Origin of the sequence: Micromonospora citrea (genome assembly GCF_049629545.1) — a bacterium.
Lineage (GTDB): Bacteria > Actinomycetota > Actinomycetes > Mycobacteriales > Micromonosporaceae > Micromonospora > Micromonospora citrea_A.
On sequence record NZ_JBNADX010000006.1, the window covers coordinates 1 to 18,147 of the forward strand.

16 protein-coding genes and 1 pseudogene are annotated in these 18,147 nt (G+C 70.0%); 4 read left to right on the forward strand and 13 right to left on the reverse strand.

Annotation, left to right across the window (positions count from 1 at the left end):
* The 12 genes from ACPFP2_RS09340 to ACPFP2_RS09395 form a co-directional block, all read right to left on the reverse strand.
* Positions 1 to 818 (reverse strand): hypothetical protein (locus ACPFP2_RS09340; protein WP_424088036.1); only part of this gene is annotated, 818 nt, incomplete at its 3' end.
* A gap of 544 nt (positions 819 to 1,362) precedes the next feature.
* The gene (locus tag ACPFP2_RS09345; RefSeq protein ID WP_424088038.1) at positions 1,363 to 2,028 is read right to left on the reverse strand and encodes a GntR family transcriptional regulator; all 666 of its coding nucleotides are present in this window, start codon (positions 2,026 to 2,028) and stop codon (positions 1,363 to 1,365) included.
* Positions 2,025 to 3,095, reverse strand: a complete 1,071-nt coding sequence (locus ACPFP2_RS09350; RefSeq protein ID WP_424088040.1) for a Gfo/Idh/MocA family protein — start codon at positions 3,093 to 3,095, stop codon at positions 2,025 to 2,027. The genes ACPFP2_RS09345 and ACPFP2_RS09350 overlap by 4 nt, the downstream gene beginning before the upstream one ends.
* A 21-nt stretch (positions 3,096 to 3,116) precedes the next feature.
* Positions 3,117 to 4,214, reverse strand: coding sequence for an isocitrate/isopropylmalate dehydrogenase family protein (locus ACPFP2_RS09355; RefSeq protein WP_424088042.1), 1,098 nt, complete (start codon positions 4,212 to 4,214; stop codon positions 3,117 to 3,119).
* Entirely contained in the window at positions 4,211 to 5,002 is a 792-nt protein-coding gene (locus ACPFP2_RS09360; protein ID WP_424088044.1) for an amidohydrolase family protein, read from the reverse strand. The genes ACPFP2_RS09355 and ACPFP2_RS09360 overlap by 4 nt, the downstream gene beginning before the upstream one ends.
* A 28-nt stretch (positions 5,003 to 5,030) precedes the next feature.
* Positions 5,031 to 6,422, reverse strand: a complete 1,392-nt coding sequence (locus ACPFP2_RS09365; protein ID WP_424088046.1) for a four-carbon acid sugar kinase family protein — start codon at positions 6,420 to 6,422, stop codon at positions 5,031 to 5,033.
* A 59-nt stretch (positions 6,423 to 6,481) separates the two neighbouring features.
* On the reverse strand, positions 6,482 to 6,886 hold the full coding sequence (locus tag ACPFP2_RS09370; RefSeq protein ID WP_424088048.1) for a VOC family protein: 405 nt from the start codon (positions 6,884 to 6,886) through the stop codon (positions 6,482 to 6,484).
* Between the two features lie 2 nt (positions 6,887 to 6,888).
* Positions 6,889 to 7,797, reverse strand: coding sequence for a carbohydrate ABC transporter permease (locus ACPFP2_RS09375; protein ID WP_424088050.1), 909 nt, complete (start codon positions 7,795 to 7,797; stop codon positions 6,889 to 6,891).
* Positions 7,798 to 7,799: 2 nt separating this feature from the next.
* Positions 7,800 to 8,756, reverse strand: coding sequence for a carbohydrate ABC transporter permease (locus ACPFP2_RS09380; protein ID WP_424088052.1), 957 nt, complete (start codon positions 8,754 to 8,756; stop codon positions 7,800 to 7,802).
* A gap of 5 nt (positions 8,757 to 8,761) precedes the next feature.
* A complete protein-coding gene (locus ACPFP2_RS09385) occupies positions 8,762 to 10,087 on the reverse strand; it encodes an ABC transporter substrate-binding protein (RefSeq protein WP_424088054.1) in 1,326 nt (441 codons plus the stop codon).
* Between the two features lie 348 nt (positions 10,088 to 10,435).
* Complete coding sequence (locus tag ACPFP2_RS09390; RefSeq protein ID WP_424088056.1) at positions 10,436 to 11,260, reverse strand: hypothetical protein; 825 nt, start codon at positions 11,258 to 11,260, stop codon at positions 10,436 to 10,438.
* Positions 11,261 to 11,638: 378 nt separating this feature from the next.
* The gene (locus ACPFP2_RS09395; protein ID WP_424088058.1) at positions 11,639 to 12,571 is read right to left on the reverse strand and encodes a DUF1996 domain-containing protein; all 933 of its coding nucleotides are present in this window, start codon (positions 12,569 to 12,571) and stop codon (positions 11,639 to 11,641) included.
* A 294-nt stretch (positions 12,572 to 12,865) separates the two neighbouring features.
* Between ACPFP2_RS09395 and ACPFP2_RS09400 the strand changes: the two genes are divergently transcribed.
* The 3 genes and pseudogenes from ACPFP2_RS09400 to ACPFP2_RS09410 form a co-directional block, all read left to right on the forward strand.
* Positions 12,866 to 13,006, forward strand: a complete 141-nt coding sequence (locus ACPFP2_RS09400; protein ID WP_424088060.1) for a hypothetical protein — start codon at positions 12,866 to 12,868, stop codon at positions 13,004 to 13,006.
* 148 nt (positions 13,007 to 13,154) lie between these two features.
* A complete protein-coding gene (locus tag ACPFP2_RS09405; protein WP_424088062.1) occupies positions 13,155 to 14,852 on the forward strand; it encodes a hypothetical protein in 1,698 nt (565 codons plus the stop codon).
* A 156-nt stretch (positions 14,853 to 15,008) separates the two neighbouring features.
* Positions 15,009 to 15,662 (forward strand): annotated as a pseudogene (locus ACPFP2_RS09410) (glycogen debranching N-terminal domain-containing protein); the annotation flags it as partial.
* Here the strand turns inward: ACPFP2_RS09410 and ACPFP2_RS09415 are convergent.
* The gene (locus ACPFP2_RS09415; RefSeq protein WP_424088234.1) at positions 15,551 to 15,991 is read right to left on the reverse strand and encodes an SUMF1/EgtB/PvdO family nonheme iron enzyme; all 441 of its coding nucleotides are present in this window, start codon (positions 15,989 to 15,991) and stop codon (positions 15,551 to 15,553) included. The pseudogene ACPFP2_RS09410 and the gene ACPFP2_RS09415 sit on opposite strands and share 112 nt — an antisense overlap.
* Positions 15,992 to 17,015: 1,024 nt before the next feature.
* On the opposite strand from ACPFP2_RS09415, the gene ACPFP2_RS09420 reads away from it, so the two are divergent.
* The gene (locus ACPFP2_RS09420; RefSeq protein WP_424088064.1) at positions 17,016 to 18,140 is read left to right on the forward strand and encodes a hypothetical protein; all 1,125 of its coding nucleotides are present in this window, start codon (positions 17,016 to 17,018) and stop codon (positions 18,138 to 18,140) included.
* The last annotated feature ends 7 nt before the right edge of the window (positions 18,141 to 18,147 follow it).

An 18,147-nucleotide genomic window follows, 5' to 3' on the forward strand; every position in this document is an offset into this window, starting at 1 on the left:
AGGAAGGTGCGCAGCTTGTTGGCGTTGCCGGAGTCGTCGCCGGTGATCAGGTAGTACATCATTCCGGCGTCGGAGACGTCGCCCTTCTTGTTCATGATGTTGTTGACGACGTCGTGCGCGTAGCGCAGCCGCTGGTCGGAGTTGTCGGCCATCCAGGCCCACTTCTCCTCACCGCCACCGGTGCCCAGACCGGCGTTCTGATCCGGGATCCTCTTGTACTTGACCTGCGGGAAGTCGCGGCGGATGTCGGCGAGGTTCCACCGGTTGTCATCGTCGTCGTGATTGTTGTTCCAGTCCGAGTGCGAGATCAGCGTGACGTGCTGACGCGCCGCGCTGTTCGAGCCCTGCAACGCCCGGTACACCACCCCCATCGGGCCGGCGCCGACCAGGCACAGCCGGTTGGTAGCGGTGGACGCGTCGACCGCCGAACGCAGGTGGGTCACCGCGGCGTCCAGATTCGTCTGGCTGTTGCGGAAGATGCCGGCCACGTCGTAGCCGAACCGCCCGCCGACGCCCTCGGTGGCGGTGACCATGTCCCGCTCCCAGCTCGCCGTCGAGCTGCCCAGGTGCGAGTTGTAGTCCCAGTGCACCAGCCGCGACTGCTGCCCCCGCTCGGCGAGCAACGCCAACGCCATCGCCGACGCGCCGATGTCATCGCGGTCGTGGTAGTTGCCGTCCGAACTCCAGGCGATCCGCTCACAACCGAAGTCGAGAGCCGGCGACACGGCCTGCGCAGGCTGCCCGGTCAACGCGACGACAGCGCCGAGCCCGAGAGCGCAGGCCGCAGCCGCGAGACCGGGACGGGAGATCCGTGACATCAGAGGTCCTTCCGGTACGAGGGAGTGGTCACCGCCCGGCCGGGGCCGGGTGCTGTCAGTCCCGGCCGGGCGGCTCACAGACAGACACCCCGGTACGGGGGTGGAGGTTTCAACCGAAATCGGCGGCCCAGCTCGGGCCGGCCGGCCGGCCACGGCGAAGCCGAGCCGCCGATCCGGTCGCGTACCGCTCGAACGTGTCCGGGCGCGCTTCCCAGGCCAGGTAGCTGAACCGGTGGGCCTGCCGGGGTGGTCTCAGGCCGGCCGGCACAGGCAGCGGCCACACGCGGCGTGCTCGCCCGTGCCCGCTCGGCGAGGCACGGTGGTGGCGATCTTCACCCCGGGGCGCTGCTGTTGTGGCACCCCGCTGGCTGCGCGGATGCGCCCCGCGGTCGCCCGGCCGGCAGAGGCGACGACGGCGTCGAGGACCGGCCCCCGGGTCCGAGTTGCGATCGGCGTTCACGTGATGCCGCCCGCAACTGCTCGTCGGTGACGGGGTGTCGGTGAAGGCGTTGGTGCCCTGACCTGGACCTGCGCCCGGCACGAATCAGGAGGATTTGGCTCCCGGCGTGTATACGGCGCCGGTGCGGATGTTCGGGACAGCGGCGCGGATGTGCGCGCGGGCCATCTCCTCCGCCCGGTCGGCGTCGCCGGTCGCCAGCGCCTCGATGATCGCCAGGTGCTCCGGGTGTGTCTCGTGCGGGTCGCGGTAGAGCCCGGGCGCCAGGCTGGTGGTGAGTATGTGGTGCACCTCGGCGGTCCGGGTGAGCAGCGGTTCGCCGGCGAACTCCAGCAGCGCCCGGTGGAAGGCGACGTCGGCCTGGTAGTACGCCTCGGCGGAGCCGGTCGCGGTGAGTTGCTCGTACGCGTCCTGGAACAACACCCGCAGGCGGGCCAGCTCGGCCCGGCTGACCCGATGCGCGGCGAGGCGGCAGGCCAGCCCCTCCAACACGGCGCGGATCTCGAACACCGCGGTCATCCGATCCGCGTCGAAGCCCACCGCGTGCCAGCCGCGCGGGCCCGCGGCGACCAGCCCCTCACCCTCCAAGCGGGCCAGGGCACGGCGGACCGGTGTGCGACTCACCCCGAGCGCGACGGCCACCTCGCTCTGGTTGACCGGTTGCCCCGCGGGAATCTCGCCGTTGAGCAGCATCTCGCGCACCCGCTGGTAGGTGCTCTCCTCCACCGGCAGGTAGCTCGTCTCAGCGCTCACGGCAGCCTCTCGCCCGCAGGTTCCGGCACGCCCGCCGCACGGTCGGCACGGATCCGCACCGCCCGTCCTAGTGCGGCTGACTGGTAACAGGCCTCCACCACCTGCATCGTACGGACATAGTCCGTGGCGGGAGTCTCCGCCTCCGCACCGCCGCGCAGGGCATCGACGAAGTTCTGCTGCGCGGCGATCGCACAGCCGCCCTTCCAGCCTTCCGGCATCCGGTAAGCATGCCGCAGCACCTGACCGTCGCGTCGCAGCACCGTCATCGTGCCGTCGTCGGCCACCTCCAGCGTGGCTTCCGTGCCCTCCACCGACATCGTTCCGTACGCCAGGCTGCGTACCGTCCGCGCGACCGCGGAGCGGTCGGCGTCGTACACGACGATGCCGCCCCGGCTGGTGTGCAGCACGGCGACGACGAGATCCTCGCCGGCCACGGCCGGGTTGACGGTCGCGGTCGTGCACTGCACCTTGTCGATCTCACCGAACAGGAAGCGTGTGGTGTCGATGTAGTGCACGCCGGTCTCGAACAGCACCAGCCGCGGCATGTCGGCGAAGTAGGGCTGGTCCGGGTAGGGGTGTTCCCCCCAGCCGTCCCCCGGCCGCATCCGCATGGTGGTGTGGAACGGCTGTCCGATCACCCCGGCGTCGATGAGCTTCTTCGTCTCCCGGTACCACGGCTGCCAGCGCCAGTTCTCGTTGACCACGAGCGGTATCCCGTGCCGGTGTGCCAGCTCCGCCAGCTCGGCGGCCTCCGCCACCGTCGCGGCCAGCGGTTTCTGGCACAGGACCGGCAGGCCGCGGGTCACCGCGTACCGGATCAGGTCTCCGTGGGTGGCCGGCGGCGTGCAGATGTCCAGGAAGTCGGGCCGCACGGCGTCGATCGCCGCGGCCAGGTCGATCCCGGCCCAGCCCACGCCGGCGTCGCGTGCCACCGCGCTGACGCGCGCCCGGTCGCGGTGGCCGACCAGGCCACGGATCTCCGCCCCCGAGACCCCCCGCCAGGCGGCGAGCTGGATGGGCGCGAAGTAGCCGACACCGACCATCAGGCCCCGCAGCGGTCGTTGCATCGCAGTCACTCCCCCGTTCACTTACCGCCGCCGGATCGCGGCGGCGATGATCGCCTCACCGACCTGGGCGGTTCCGGCGGTGCCACCCAGGTCGGGAGTCAGGACCCGCCCGTCGGCGAGCACGTCGCCGACGGCGTCGTCGATCAGCCGGGCCACCTCGGCCGCGGCCCGGTCGGCATGTCGGTCCGCCAGCCAGTCGAGCATCATCGCGGCCGAGAGCACGGTGGCGATCGGATTGGCGACGCCCTTGCCGGCGATGGTGGGTGCGGAGCCGTGCGCGGGCTGGAACAGCCCGTGCCGGTCACCGATGTCACCGGAGGCGGCCAGGCCGAGCCCGCCCACCGTGGCCGCGGCCAGGTCGGAGATGATGTCGCCGAACATGTTCTCGGCGACCACCACGTCGAACATGTCGGGCTGCTGCACCTGGTACGCGGTCATCGCGTCGACGTAGACGTGGTCGGTGCCGATGTCGGGATGCTCGGCGGCCACCTGGTCGAAGACCTGCCGGAAGAAGGCGTAGGAGCTGAGCACGTTCGCCTTGTCCACGCACGTCACCAGACGTCTGCCGTCGCGGGGCCGGCCGCCTCGCTTGCCGGCCAGCCGGAACGCCTGCTCGCTCACCTTCCGGGTGCCCGTCGCGGTGATCACGATGGTGTCGGTCGCGACCTCGTCGCGCACGTTGCAGCCGCCCGTGCGGGAGGCGTAGAGACCCTCGACGTTCTCCCGGACCACCACGTAGTCGACGGGCGGTGCGGCCGACAGTGGGCTGGTCAGTCCCGGCCACGAGCGGACGGGGCGGATGCCGGCGTACAGGTCCAGGTCGAAGCGGAGCCGGAAGATGACGTCGCCGTTGACCTCCCGCCCGTCGGGGTGGCGGGCCTCGGGCAGGCCGATCGCGCCCATCAGGATCGCGTCGGACCGCACGCAGGCGTCGTACGCCTCGTCGGTGAACGCCACCCCTTCGCGCAGCCACCGGCCGGCGCCGGCGTCCTGGTGTCGCAGGTCGAGTGAGATCCCACCGTGCGCGGCGGTGAGCTGCTGCAGCACGGCGGTGGCGACGGCGGTGATCTCGGGACCGATGCCGTCTCCGGGCAGTACGGCGATGCGGTACTCGGTCATGCGGCAGCCTCCGGTCGGGTCGGGGCGAGGGTGGACGGGGGCAGGGCGAAGACGCTGGTCGCCGTCTCGGCGCAGACCAGGCGACGTTCGGCGGGGGTGAGACCGACGGCATCGAGCTTCGCCAGTTCCACGGGGATGTTCTCGATGTGGTCGCTGCCGAACATGACGCGGTGGGCGCCGAGGCGGCGCACCATCTGCCGGACGCTGAAGGCGGGGCACCACGACGGCTCCAGGTGGACGTTCGCGGTGCTGACCGCCACCTCGATGGCCTCGGCGCAGAAGGCGCCGAACCCGGCGTGACAGAGCACCACCGGCCGTGGACCGTACCGGCGGGCGGGTTCCACCACCCGGTGCGGCAGGGTGTGCGGACCGCCCAGACCGGTGTGGACCATCACCGGCACGTCGTGATCTGCCGCGGCGCGAAACACCTTGTCGCACACCGGGTCGTCGGGAGCCACCGCGAATCCGGCGGTGTGGATCTTCACCGCGACGAAGCCGGCCTGGGCGAGCAGGTGATCAGCGGCACGCCGGTACTCCGCCTCGGGCAGCCGGGGGTCCAGGTTGACGATCCCGTACAGCCGGCCGGGATGACAGTCCACCGCCTCGGTGATCTCGGCGTGCACCCGGTCTGCGGTCGCCCGGTCGCCGGTGGGCTGCGGCATGACGAGGGTGGTGGCGATGCCGTGCCGGTCCATCGCCTGCAGCAGATCGGCGGCGCCGGACGAGTAGCCGGTGGCGGCAGAGCGACCGAAGTGCCCGTGCACGTCGACCAGCGGGCCCCCGCGCACCGCCCCTCCCGAGCTGCATACATCGTATTCATTCGGCGGTGCAGTCATCCGCCCTCTCCTGTCCCCCGGATCCATCGAGCATCTTCACCACAGCGAGCAGGTCGTCCGGGCCACCGACGTTGCCGGGAAAGACCACGTAGGTCAGGCCCGGAAACCGGCTGTCCGCCCCGGCCCGCCAGACCGGCACCCCTGGCAGCACCTGACCCAGCACGTCGGCTCGGCTGATCCCCAGCCCGTCGGCGGCGACGTCGCTGGAGGTGATACCGCCCTTGGCCACCACGAAAGCGGGACGCACCGGTATCCGGCCGACGATCTGGACCAGCCCGGCCGAGACCCGCACGCTGCGGGCGAGGGCCAAGGCAGCGCTCGGGGCGGTCAGGACGGTGCGACTGGTGTGCACCACGGCAGTGCACCCTGCGGCCACCGCGTCACCGGCCAACTCGGCCACCCGGTCGACCTCGGCACCGGCCTGCCGCTCCGACCCCGCCAGCCGCGCGGCGTCGACGTGGATCCCGATCACGCTGAGATCGGCGAGCAACCGGTCGAGTTGGGCGGTGGTGGCGGGTACGTGAGAGCCCACCACCACCAGTCCGCCCGCGTCCGCCGGCCGCCGGAGCCCCAGCTCGGCGACGGTGAGCAGACCCCGCGGCGGCAGTCCGGCGCGGACCCGGACGAACGACGCGGCGGTGCGGTAGAGCAACCGTGCACCCGCGGCCTCGGCGGCGAGCACTCCGGCCACCAGCACCTCGAGGTCGGCCGGGTGTGCCACGTCGCAGGCACAGACGGCGCCATCGCGCAGCCGGCGCAACCGGCCGGCCACCGCCGCGGGGCCTCCCCTACGCAGCTCCCACGCGGTCAGCACCTGCACGTCCTGGGGCGCTATCCGGCCGCCGCTGCGCTCGGCCACCCAGTCCGGCAGGTCGGACGAGGTGAAGCCGAACGTGGCGTCGCGGGCGTACGGTGTCCGTCCGACCGGCATCCAGCCGCCGGCATCGGCAACCCAGTGCCGACCGTCCACGGTGACCCGCCCGGCCTCCAGGAACGCCGGTACCAGCAGCACCCCGTCGAAGCCACCGCCGAGCCCTTCGGCCAGCGCCTGCGTCTCGTCGGGAAAGTGCCCGCGCAGGGTCGAGTCGCCCCGACTGACGACCACCACCCGCCGTCGCGCCAACTCGGCCGCCGCCCGGACCTGCCGGCCGGTCCGGGCGTTGATGTCGGCCGCCCGGACCGGGTCGAGTGACCGGGAGTTCGTCAGCAGGTACAGCGCCGGCGGGCCCGCGGCGAGTTCGGCGGCGATCGTGTCGACGTCCCAACGGGTGAGCACCGGCACCCCGTGCGCCGTCTGCGTGCCGGTGGGATCGTCGTCGAGCACGACGACCGTGCACCGCTGCGCGGCGATCTGCTCCGTCAGCGGCGGCACGAGCGGGGTGGTCCACGGTTTCGGTAGGCCCGCTAGATAGAGCGGTGTCAATGAGCCGTTCATGAGCCGGTCAGCTCCAACTGGACGCCACCGGCGCAGCGGGTGTCCAGGAAGACGGAACGCTTGCCCTGGACGCCCTGGTGAGGGGTCGGCTGGGCAGGTGGGATCCCGACGCCGTCGCCCTGCCAGGCCACGTCGACGGTGTCCACCGCGAAGCCGAGATGGTGCAGACCCGTGCCGTGCCGGTCCAGCCAGTCGTGCAGCGGGTGCGGCCGGACCAGCGGCTGCACCAACTGCAGGTGAACGGCGCCCAGGTCCAGATGGGTGAGCAGGACCGAGCCCTGGTTGACCACTTCGGCGTGCAGGACCACGAAGCCCAGGCGGTCGCGCCACAGCGCCAGCGCCTGCTCCGTGTCGGGTACCACGAGGCCGATGTGGTCGAGCCCGCGAATCCGGTCTCGCATCGTCATCCCTTCACCGCCCCGGCGGTCAGACCGGACAGGTAGTAGTCCATGAGGAAGGAAAAGATGATCACCACGGGCAGCGCGCCCAGCAGCGCGCCGCCCATCAGCTGGCCCCAGGCGAACACGTCGCCCACCTGCAGCGCGTTGACCAGTCCCACGGCGACGGGTTGCTTGTCGGCGGAGCGGACGAAGGTCAGCGCGTACAGGTACTCCTGCCAGCAGAGGGTGAAGGCGAAGAAGAACACCGACACCACCCCGGGCAGCACCAGTGGCAGGTCGATCAGCACCATCGCCCGCAGTCGGCTGGCCCCGTCGATTCGTGCCGCCTCCGCCAGTTCCACCGGCAGGCTCTGGAAGTAGCTGGAGAGCATCCAGGCGATAAAAGGCACCAGGAAGGTCAGGTACACCAGGATCAGCGCGCCGAGCGTGTTGCCCAGGTGCAGCCGGTTGACCACCACGTTCATCGGGATGAACAGCAGCGCAGGCGGGAGCAGGTAGGTCGAGAAGACGATCACGCCGACGAGGGTGCCGCCGCGGTAGCGCAGCCGCCCGAGGCTGTAGGCCGCCGGGACCCCGATGACCAGTGCGATCGCGGAGGCGGACAGAGCCACGATGAGGCTGTTCAGCGTCCAGGTGAGGAACTTGGTCTCGGTGAGCAGGTCCCGGAAGTGCTCCAGGGTGAGTCCGCTGACCGAGAACGGCCGGTCGGCGACCCGGTAGAGGTCGGATCCAGTGCGCAGCGAGGTCAGTGCCATCCAGACGAACGGGAACAGGGTGAAGACGGTGAACAGCGCCATGGTGACGGTGATCAGCAGCCGTCGGGTCACGCGGAGCCGGCGCAGCAGCCCCATCGGCGGCGACGGCGCGGGAAGGGGCGGCCGGGCGGTGGCCCGGCCGGACAGGGTGGCCATGGTCATTTCGCCTTTCGTCGCATCACGGTCAGTTGCAGCGCGATGATCGCGGCGAGCGCGGGAAACACGAAGAACGAGATCGCCGATCCGGCGGCGATGTCCGCTCCCCGGATGCCGGTGCGGAACGCCAGGGTGCTGATCAGGTGGGTGCTGTTGACCGGACCGCCGTTGGTGAGGATCCAGACGATCTGGAAGTCGCCGAGGGTCTGCACGAACGAGAAGAGCGTGACCACCACCAGGATCGGGGTCAGGTGCGGAAGGATGATGTACCGCAGCCGCTGCCATGCGTTCGCGCCGTCGACGACGGCGGCCTCGACGAGTTCCTTCGGCACGGTGGCCAGTCCGGCGAGGATGATGATCCCGAAGAACGGGGCGCCGCGCCAGATGTTGACCGTCTGCACGGCGGCCATCGCCCAGCCCGCCTCGCCCAGCCACGGAATGTTGCCGTCCACCAGGCCGGCCTGCCGGCCGAGGTAGGTCAGCACGCTGAAGTCGGCCTGGAACATCCACATCCAGGCCAGCACGCTCAACGACGACGGCACCACCCAGGGCAGCAGGAAGGCGGCCCGGAAGAACCGCCGGAACCGGCGTACCTCGTTGAGCGCCAACGCCATCACCAGGCCGAGCACCAGCTTCGCCAGCACCGCGGTGACGGTGTAGTTGAACGTGTTCCACATGGTCCGGCCGAAGACCGGGTCGTCGAGCAGGTCCAGGTAGTTGGACAACCCGACGAAGGAGACGGTGTCACTGCCGAGCGCCTTGTCGGTCAGGCTGAACCAGACCGTCAGCAGCAGTGGATAGCCCACCAGCCCGAGGACGACCACGGCCATCGGAAGGACGAGCAGGTAGCCCAGCGGGGTCTCCCGGTCCAGGAAGGACCAGCGCTCCCGAGGGGCCACCGGGCCGACGCCGGCCGGCGGACGTGGTCGCGCCAGCCGATCATGGGTACGCACAGTCATTCCGGTCAGCCCCCGTAGACCTTCTTGAGCTCGTCCTCGGCGACCCGGATCGACTCGTCGACGCCCGCCTTACCACTGATCACCCGGGCGAACATGTTGACGATCGTCTGGTTGTTGTACGCCTGGGCCGACTGCCGCGAGGCCGGACCGGGCCAGCCGGGCATGTGCCCACCGGCGGCCAGACCCTTGAGTCCCTTGAGCTTGGCCTCCGAGTTCCAGGGCATGGTGACGAGGTCGTCGTAGCCCTTGAGCAGCGGCGTGTAGTAGGTCAGGGCGATCTCGGCCAGCTTGCCGAGCTGCCCCTTGTCCATGAGATGGCCGAAGAGGTCCTTGGCGGGTTCGATCCGCTTGCTGTGCGAGAAGATCGCCAGGGAGTTCATCTCGACGAGCTGCTGGTGTCCGGCCGGGCCCTGCGGGTAGCGCGCGTGACTCATGTTCTTGGCGATGTCCGGGGCCTGCTTCTGGGCGGTGTACCAGATGCTGGTGGCGTTCTGGGTGACCGCGATCTTGCCTGCGAGGAAGCTGGTGTTGTTGCCCCCTTCGTCGTACGAGGAGATCTCCGGCGCGCTGGCCGCGGCGAGATCCTGCATCAGCTTGATCGCGGCACGAGTCTCGGCGCTGTTGATGGCGACCGTCCTGCCGTCCTTGTCCACCTCGGCGGCGCCGTACGACCAGAGCAGGGAGTAGGCGACGCTCGCGGAGTCGTTCGGCCCGGCCTGGCTCATGGTCAGCGCGACCCGAGGCAGCTTCGCGTCCCGCAGTCGGGTCGCCACCTCCACCAGCCCGGTCCACGTCGTCGGAAACTCAGTGACGCCCACCTGGGCGAACAGGTCGGTCCGCCAGTTGAGCACATGCGCGGTGTAGGCCCGGGGAATCGCCCGCCACCGACCGTCCACGACACACGCCTCCCGGGCGACGTCGTACCATCCGCCGTCACGTTCGCCGATGGACTCGCACAGGTCGGTGAGGTCGACCAGCCGGTCGGCGTAGATGTGGGCCTGGTTCGCGAACAGCTCACCCAGGTCCTCACCCGAGCGGGACTCGACGACGGCGGCGATCTGCTCGCGCCACTCCTTGGCGAAGGTGAGCTCGACGGTTCCGTCGTGCGTCTGCGCCCAGGCGGCGGCCTGCTTCTGCTGAAGCTCGTGGATGGCGGGGATGAAACTGGCGCGCATCAGCCCGGTCAGGCTGGCACCGCCGAGCGAAGTGCCGCCACCGGTGGTCGAGGTGCCGTCCTCACCGCAGGCGGCGAGCGCGACGGTGAGGCCGGCGCCGAGACCAAGGCCCAGCGCGTGTCGGCGGGACATGCCGGTGCGGCTCAGGTGTGCCATGGCTACTCCAGAAAGGGGAATCGACCCGGTCATCGGTCGGGTCGGCAATGGTGGTGGGGGATGTGCAGTGGCCGGTCGAGCCGGTCGTCGCGGGATTGGTCGCCCCTACGCTCAGGTGCACGGTTGTCGGGGCCGTCGTAGGTTTCGTGCCGCAACGTGGTTGACGATCAGCAGGTCGTCCGCGGCGTGGTGGTCGGCCTGCTGAAGCAGGTCCGGTTCGCGGGAATCACCCGCCCGGGGCGCGACGCGCGCGTCTCGGGGGATGGATCGCCGGCCGGGGGAAGCCGCCGGCGGTGAGCGGGGCGGCCGACCCACACGGGCGAGGCACGCGAGCCGCCCCGCTCACCGTCACTGCAGGAAGTTGCGCAGCTTGGTCGCGTTGCCGGCGTCGTCCCCGGTGATCAGGTAGTAGAACATGCCGGCGTCGGAGACGTCGCCGCTCTTGTTCATGATGTTGTTGACGACGTTGTGGACGTAGCGCAGGCCCGGGTCGGAGGACGTGGACATCCACGACCACCTGGCCTCGCCGCCGTTGGTGCCCAGGCCGGCGTTCTGGTCCTGGATGCGGGTGTAGCGCACCTGCGGGAAGTCACGACGGATGTCGGCGAGGTTGAAGATGTTGTCGTCGTCGTCGTGGTTGTTGTTCCAGTCGGAGTGCGAGATCAACGTGACGTACGGGTGCTGGGCGGGGTTCGAGACGTCCAGCGCGCGGTAGACGACGCCCATCGGCCCGGCTCCGACCAGACAGAGCCGGTTGCTGGCCGTTGAAGCGTCGATCTTGTTCTTGAGATGGTTGACGGCCCGGCCCAGGTCGGTCTGGCTGTTGCGGAAGATGACACCCACGTCGTAGCCGAACTGGGCGGCCGTGCCCTCGGTCGCGGTGACCATGTCCTGCTCCCAGCTCGCGTTCGAGCTGCCCAGATGCGAGTTGTAGTCCCAGTGCACGAGCCGGGACTGCTGCCCCTTCTCGGCGAGCAGGGCGAGTGCCATGGCGGAGGCACCGATGTCGTCCCGGTCGTGATAGTTACCGTCGGAACTGACGGCGATCCGCTCGCACGGGTAGTTGAGCGTGGGTGCCGCCGCTTGCGCGGGTGCTGCTCCGGTACCGAGCAGGGTGAACACCGCCACCGCTGCGGCCGCGACGTGCCAGGTCCTGCCGAGTGCCTTGCCCATCAGTCCTCCCTATGGATCGCCGAGTGCGTGGATACGTTGTATACAGTGAACACGGAGCCCGTCAATGGAAACTTCCCAGTAACAACCAGGCAACATGCCGCCGCCCGAATCCCATGGATCATCGCTCGCGCTTCCCCACGCCGGCGTGCCGGTCATCGAGGTCGACCCGGACCGGGGGCGACGCCCGGCCGAACCGGGGCGGGGTCGGCGCCGACAATGCCGCGGCCCCGCGTCACGCACGGTCGGCGGTCACCCGGGCGGCGCGCCGACGCTCGATCGCTCGACCAGTTCCGGCACCCCGGCCACACCAGTCGCCGCGCGGCGAACGGGCGATACGTCAGGGAAACCGGCTTTGCCGAAGCCCGCAGCCGGCCGCCGTCAACCACCGTGCCCGGCATGCGCGGTCGTGTCCGCGCCGGCCGGCGCCGAGCCGGACGTGGCCCGGGTCTTGTGGATGGTGGTGTCCGACGCGACGGGCGTGACCGCGGGCCGCACATCGGGCTTCTCGCCCTTGTCGCAGGACTTGGCGGCGTTGAGGCAGCCGGCGACCAGTCGGCCCAGGGTGGCCTCGTCCCACGTGTTGATGAAGTCGGCGTGGCCGGAGAAGACACCACCGCTGGACAGGGTGATCCGGTCGGTACGCCGAATGGCCTTGCCGTACTCGAAGTTGACCGAGACCGTGATGCCGGGGACGGCGACCGGGTGAGTGCGGGGACATTCGCCGCGGTTGGCGTAGGCCATGTGGCTCTTGTGGTCGGGGCTGTCGATCCGGACGCCGTCCCAGCATTCCGGGAACTCGATGCGGAACTTGAGGAACTCGTCGTTGGCAGCGCAGTTGGGCGTCTGGACGCTGCGGCGGTCACCGCTACGGACGCAGTCCCAGTTCGCCACGTCGCCGGGCTGCTCGCGGGTCGCGCGGGCGTCGCCGGCGATCATGCGCAGGTTCTGCGGGAACGGCTTGATGGCGCGAGGGTCGAGCTTTCGGGACCGGTAGTAGACGTTGGTTCGGGTCGCCTCGGTGGGCTTGCCGTTCACCAGGACGGTAGGGAACCAGTAGGACCCGGTGTGGCCTTCGCCGTCGCAGGTCGTCTTCGGGTTCCGCTTCAGCTGCTCGTAGGTGGAGCCGGCGTTGACGCCCCGGTTGCCGACGAAGTCGTGCAGGTGCGAGGCACCGGGCTGACCGAAGGCGACGATCGGGTCATCGGCGGCGCGGTGGCTCAGCTCGCAGCGCGTGATGAAGCTGCCCTCGTTGCGCTCGATCCTGCTGTCACGGCGGTCGTTCTCGGCGGCGAAGCCGGTGCTGGTGGCCACGGCCCAGGATCCGGCGAGGCCCACAGCGGCGACCAGGGACAGCGCGATACGGCGGTGTCTGTGCTACAGCATGATTGCTCCTTGGCGGTTCGGTCCACCGGTGGATCCCCATCCGATGGCTGATCACCGATGGACACCCCGAAGCGGTCATCAGGGTTTCACCGCAGGCCGCCGTCAAGGTCCCGTGGTGTCCGCCGGAGCGTCCGGACCGTCCACCTCAATGCCGCTGATCCGGTGGATGCCGCAGTGGTCACAGCGGCAACGCCGACGGGATCGGTCACTACCGCCGCGGCCGTGCCGGATCGGGTACCGCAAAGCAGCAACCTCGGGGCAGCCGCCGCCGCGGCACTGATGGCAATGGCTCCGATCCTGCTGGCGTACCTGGTCCTGCAACGGCACTTCATCAAGGGCATGATCGCCGGCGCCGAGAAGTAGTTCATCCAGATCCGCGACGAATACAGCGATCGCCCTGAAACCACCCTGTCGTCTCCCGAGTGTTCCTCGACGATGCGGTCACGGTCACTCGCATCGGGACCCGACGGGCAACCGCCCCCACCACCGAAGGAGCAAGGTTATGGCTGCAATGACCAGACGACTCGGGGCCCTGACCCTGGGCGTCGCCGTCGTCGGCGGGCTGGCCGTCGCCGGCGTCACCACCGCCGACGCGCAGCAGCAGGAGGCCCTGCCGGTGCCGGCCGCCGCAGCCGTCGCAGCCGGTCAGGTCGGCGTCGCGAACACACCGGCCCTGCCGGCGTCAGCGAAGTCGTCCATCTACGCCGTGCAGGTCGACGGCAAGACGCCGTCGGTGTACCGGTCGGCGCCGAAGCCGCGGACGTGCCTGTCGACCAACTGTGACGGCGGTGACCACGCCCGGGCGGAGAACCGGTCGTTCAGCTGGTCGTCGTTCTGGTTCGCCGACGGCACCAAGCCCGTGGTCACGGTGACCCGCACCGCCGCCGCCGGACCGGTGACCGACATCAAGGTCCGCGGCACCGGCGACTTCACCGTGGTGAGCCGGAACCTCGCCCAGCGAAAGATCGAGATTCGGGTCAACAAGCCGAGGGCGAAGCTGTCGGTCGAGTTCATCGACAACCGCTACGACACGCTCCGGCAGCTGCCGCTGGACGGCATGCTGCTGTTCGCCGACGACACCGAAACCGCCGTCCCCGCACCGTCCCGGACGGCGCCGAACACCTACGTGGTCAGGCCGGGTCAATCGTTCAACCGCACGAAGGCCGCTGCCGCGACGACCGTCTTCTTCACCCGCGGCGTGCACGACCTCGGCTACTGGGCGGTGCCCGACTCGGTGCAGCGAGTCCACCTCGCCAACGGCGCCTACGTCCGTGGCGCGGTCGACTCCGCAACGGTGAGCAAGTCGACCCAGGAGGGCTTCACCCTCACCGGCCGCGGCGTCCTCTCCGGCGAACAGTTCAACTGGCGCGCCGACAAGCGCACCGGCGGTGCCACGTCGTGCAGCTACGACTGCTGGGAGCACACCGTCAAGATGGTGCAGCTCGGCACCAACAAGTTCCGCTTCCACGACGTGACCGTGGTCAACGCTCCGCACTGGGTCGTCACCGGCCACCGGGACAACGAGATCACCGCCAAGCCCGGCGACGACGAGTCGCGGTTCACCGGCACCGTCAGCGACGTCAAGGTCCTCGGCAACTGGGGCTGGAACGGCGACGGCATCCCCGCCATGACCGGCACCACCATCAGCGACTCCTTCGTCTCCGCCTTCGACGACGCCTTCAAGCTGTACAGCTCCAACGCCACCATCAAGAACAACACCTTGTGGCAGATGGACAACGGAGCGGTCTTCCAGCTCGGCTGGTTCGCCAAGACCATCTCCAACATCACCGCCACGAACAACACGCTGCTGCACGCCGAATGGACCGGCACCAACTCCAACTGGGGCCTGCTCAACTACCAGGAGGCCGGCGGCTCCGGCACCATCTCCAACCTCACCATCGACGGCACCCGCATCATGGGCCCCACCACCCGTGTCGTCGCCCTCTCCAACACCTCGGCCACCCAGGCATTCAGGGGTGTCAAGCTCACCGACACCACCGTCGACAAGCTCTACACCGTCGCCGAGATCAACCAGCTCAGGGGCAACGGGGCCAAGGACCTCCCCCGTAACCTCGTCCGGCAGTCGAAGGCCCCCCTCGAACTGACCATCACGAACCTCAAGATCGGCGGCACCACGATCACTGCCGGCAACGCCACGAGCACGGGCGGGTTCGACATCACCGGCAGCCCGAGCCTCACCTTCAACTGATCCACCCGCACGGCAACCGGATCTCCACCCTCGCACCGGCACCCGGGCCGGGTGACCTCAAGTCACCCGGCCCGGGTGGCGTCGTGCCCCGCTCCCTGCGGAATTCACCCGCTCCGGGTGACGGCATCGACCGTGGACGCCGTTAGCTTCGGGGGCATGGCGAGTCCGCGTCCCACTCCCGTGGAGCCACTGCCGCACCTGGCGAACACCGAACTGCGACAGGCTCAGGCGCGCGCGCTACCTCCGGAGCTGGGACCGAACGCGATCGCGCTGGTCAACGGGGCCACCTTCATGTACTCCGACCAGACCGGCGACGTACCGACCACGACCATCGGCGGTCTCGTCCACGCGGACACCCGGCTGCTCAACCGCTGGGAACTGACGCTCAACGGCGCTCGACTGATGACCCTGCGCTCCACCGTGTTGGAGTACTACCTGGGGCAGTTCATCCTGACCCATCCCGCGATGCCGGGTATACCCGCGGACTCCCTGTCCATTCGGCGGCTGCGCCACATCGGGGACGCGATGCACGAACGGGTCGAGATCGAAAGCTTCCTCGGCGAGCCGGTCCGGTGCGAGCTGCGCCTGGCCGTGGGGACGGACTTCGCCGACCTGTTCGAGATCAAGTCGGCCGTCACCGACCGTTCGTCCTGGATCCGGCGGGACCACGAGCGGGACGGGAGCGGGCTGTGCTTCCGCTACGAGCGGGAGGGATTTCGTGCGGAGAGTCGGCTGCGCGTCGATCCGCCAGCGGACCGGATCGAGGGCGACGAACTGGTGTGGGACCTGACGCTGGCATGTCGCCGGCCATGGACCCTGGACGCGGAGTTGCTCCTACCGCGCAGCGTCCACGCCGCCCCGTCCGTCCGCGCCGACATCGACGACGTGTTCCACAAGTCGGCGCACCACTCCCAGACGTTGCCGACGGTCTGCCACAGGCCGAAGGAGTTGGCGGCGAAGGACCGCACGGGTGCGGTCGTCAGATGGCCGTCGTCGAGGTCGTTGCTGGTGGGAAACCGTCCCTGCCAGATGTTCGTCTGCCACTGGCCGGCAGGGTCGAGCAACTCGTCTCCCCACGGGTAGCGGGCGCCGGAGAGCAGCCCGCGCGACGCGTACTCCCATTCGGCCTCGGTGGGCAGTCGACGGCGTCGATGGTGAAGGGCCCGACCCGCACCCGGTGAACGGGCTCTTCGCCGTCACCCCGGTTGCCGTCCCCCCGCGCGTCGCCCATCAGGAACTCGCCACCGGCAAGTGCGACCTGGCTGACCGGATGCCTGCCGAGGCCGCTCCGGACCGGCCCCGGCAGGGTGGGTTCCAGGGAGGTCCACTGCCGGTTCGTCGTCGCATCCGGCGGCCGCTGCGGCGAACAGCAACTCGCCGTGGACCGCTCGGTCTCCGGGGGCCGGCCGGCGGTCATACCGGCGCCTGCCTGACGCGATCGCCGTCGACCGGGCGGGCCGAACCCTCGACCGCGCGCCGTGCGGACCGATTGACCACCAGCTTGTACCAGTCCTCCCGCAGCATCCGCCGAGGATACGGGAAGTGGTGCCTGTGGGATTCGCAGACGATGTCGTCGTCCCACGTCACGGGCTCATCCGTGGAAGGCGCAGACGTGCACCGCCGAGGCCGGGAGGAGGCGCTCGTGTGCCTGTGCCCAGGGCTGGGCCTCAGCCGGAACACCACCTGGCCCTGCGGCGGTGGAGTCGAGGTACGCGGGACATGGTGGCGACGGGTGAGGGCGACGGTACGCCCGGCGAGCGGCTCGACCGGTTCGTCCACGGTCTGCTCGCCCATGCCGAACGGACCGAATTTCGGTGAAACCCGCAGACCGCCTGCGGAGTGTTCCTCGACAGCCCCTCGTCACGCCCTGAACGTGACGGGGGCGCCCGCTAGGGGACGGCGTAAGGACCGAGGCGACCCGGTGACCCGCCTCTGGCGGTTCCACTGAGCCAGCACACCGTCACCTAAGGTGCATTTCTCAACAAATCTCGCGAATAGGTGAACGGTCGCCCTGCCGACTCCGTATCCCTCACCGATCGAGGACCTCGTCGGGCCGCCTGTGCCGGAGCGGTACGACGCACTTCCGGGGTCCTCACCGCACGCCGCAAAGGCTCCGCGACGGGTTCGTCACGCGGGCAAGGCGGTCGACCAAAGGAGAGGTGCATGGCCAGGGGTACGCGGAACACTGCCGTCCTCAAGCTCGGCGGGGTGGGCGCCCTCGCGGCGCTGCTGCTCGGCGCGGGACTGCAGCTGGCATCGGCCGACGAGAGCGGCAGCACGACCCCGGTGTCGGTGGTCTGCCCGACCGTCGACGACAAGCTCGGCGCGGTGCCGGCAGCCGCGCGGGAGGGGGTGGACCGCGAGCTGCAGAACCTGCAGAAGCAGATCGCCAACGTCAACGAGCGACTGGCGCGCGAGCCGAAGGCCGCGCAGAACCAGCTCAACGACATTGCCGGCAAGCGCCGCGCGGTCCTCGACCGGATCAGCCAGAACATCACCCGGGTCGGCGGCACCGCGCCGGCCGGGCTCCAGGGCCTGGCGACCTGCGCGCTGGCCGGCGCGGGCGGCGGGGCCGAGGGCGGGGGCGCCGAGGGTGGTGGTGTGGTCGCCCCGCCGGCCGACGCCCAGACCGTGAACTGCCCGACCGTACGCGACAAGCTGCCGGAGGTGCCGGCCGCCGCGGTCGCCGGCGTGGAGAAGGAACTGGCCAACCTGGACGAGGAGATCGCCCGGCAGAACGAGCGGCTGGCGAAGCTCGCGGTCAAGCCGGAGGGCGGGCCGAACTTCATCCAGAACGCCATCCTCGGCCCGCTGAAGAACAAGCGCGTCGCCGTGCTCAACCGCATCGCCACCAACATCGGCCGGGTCAACGGCAACCGCCCCGACGACCTGGTCAACCTGGCCGAGTGCACCCTCGACTCGCCCGGCGCGCCGAGCGCCGGCAACGGCGAGGCCGGTGCGGGCGGCGCCGAGGGTGACGTGGCCGCCCCGGGCCAGGCGCAGACGGTCAACTGCCCGGACGTGCAGCTGCCGGAGATCCCGGCCGCGGCCGCCGCTCAGGTGCAGGCCGAACTGGCCACCCTGGACAAGCAGATCGACGAGGCCAACGCCCGCCTCGCCCGGCAGGCCGCCGACCCCCAGGGCGGGCCCAACTTCGTCGACAACGCCATCCTCAATCCGCTGAAGAGCAAGCGTGGTGCGGCACTCGACCGGATCGAGATCGCCTTCAACCGGATCGGCGCGCCGCGTCCGAACCTGGACAGCCTCGCCACCTGCACCCTGAACTGACCGACAC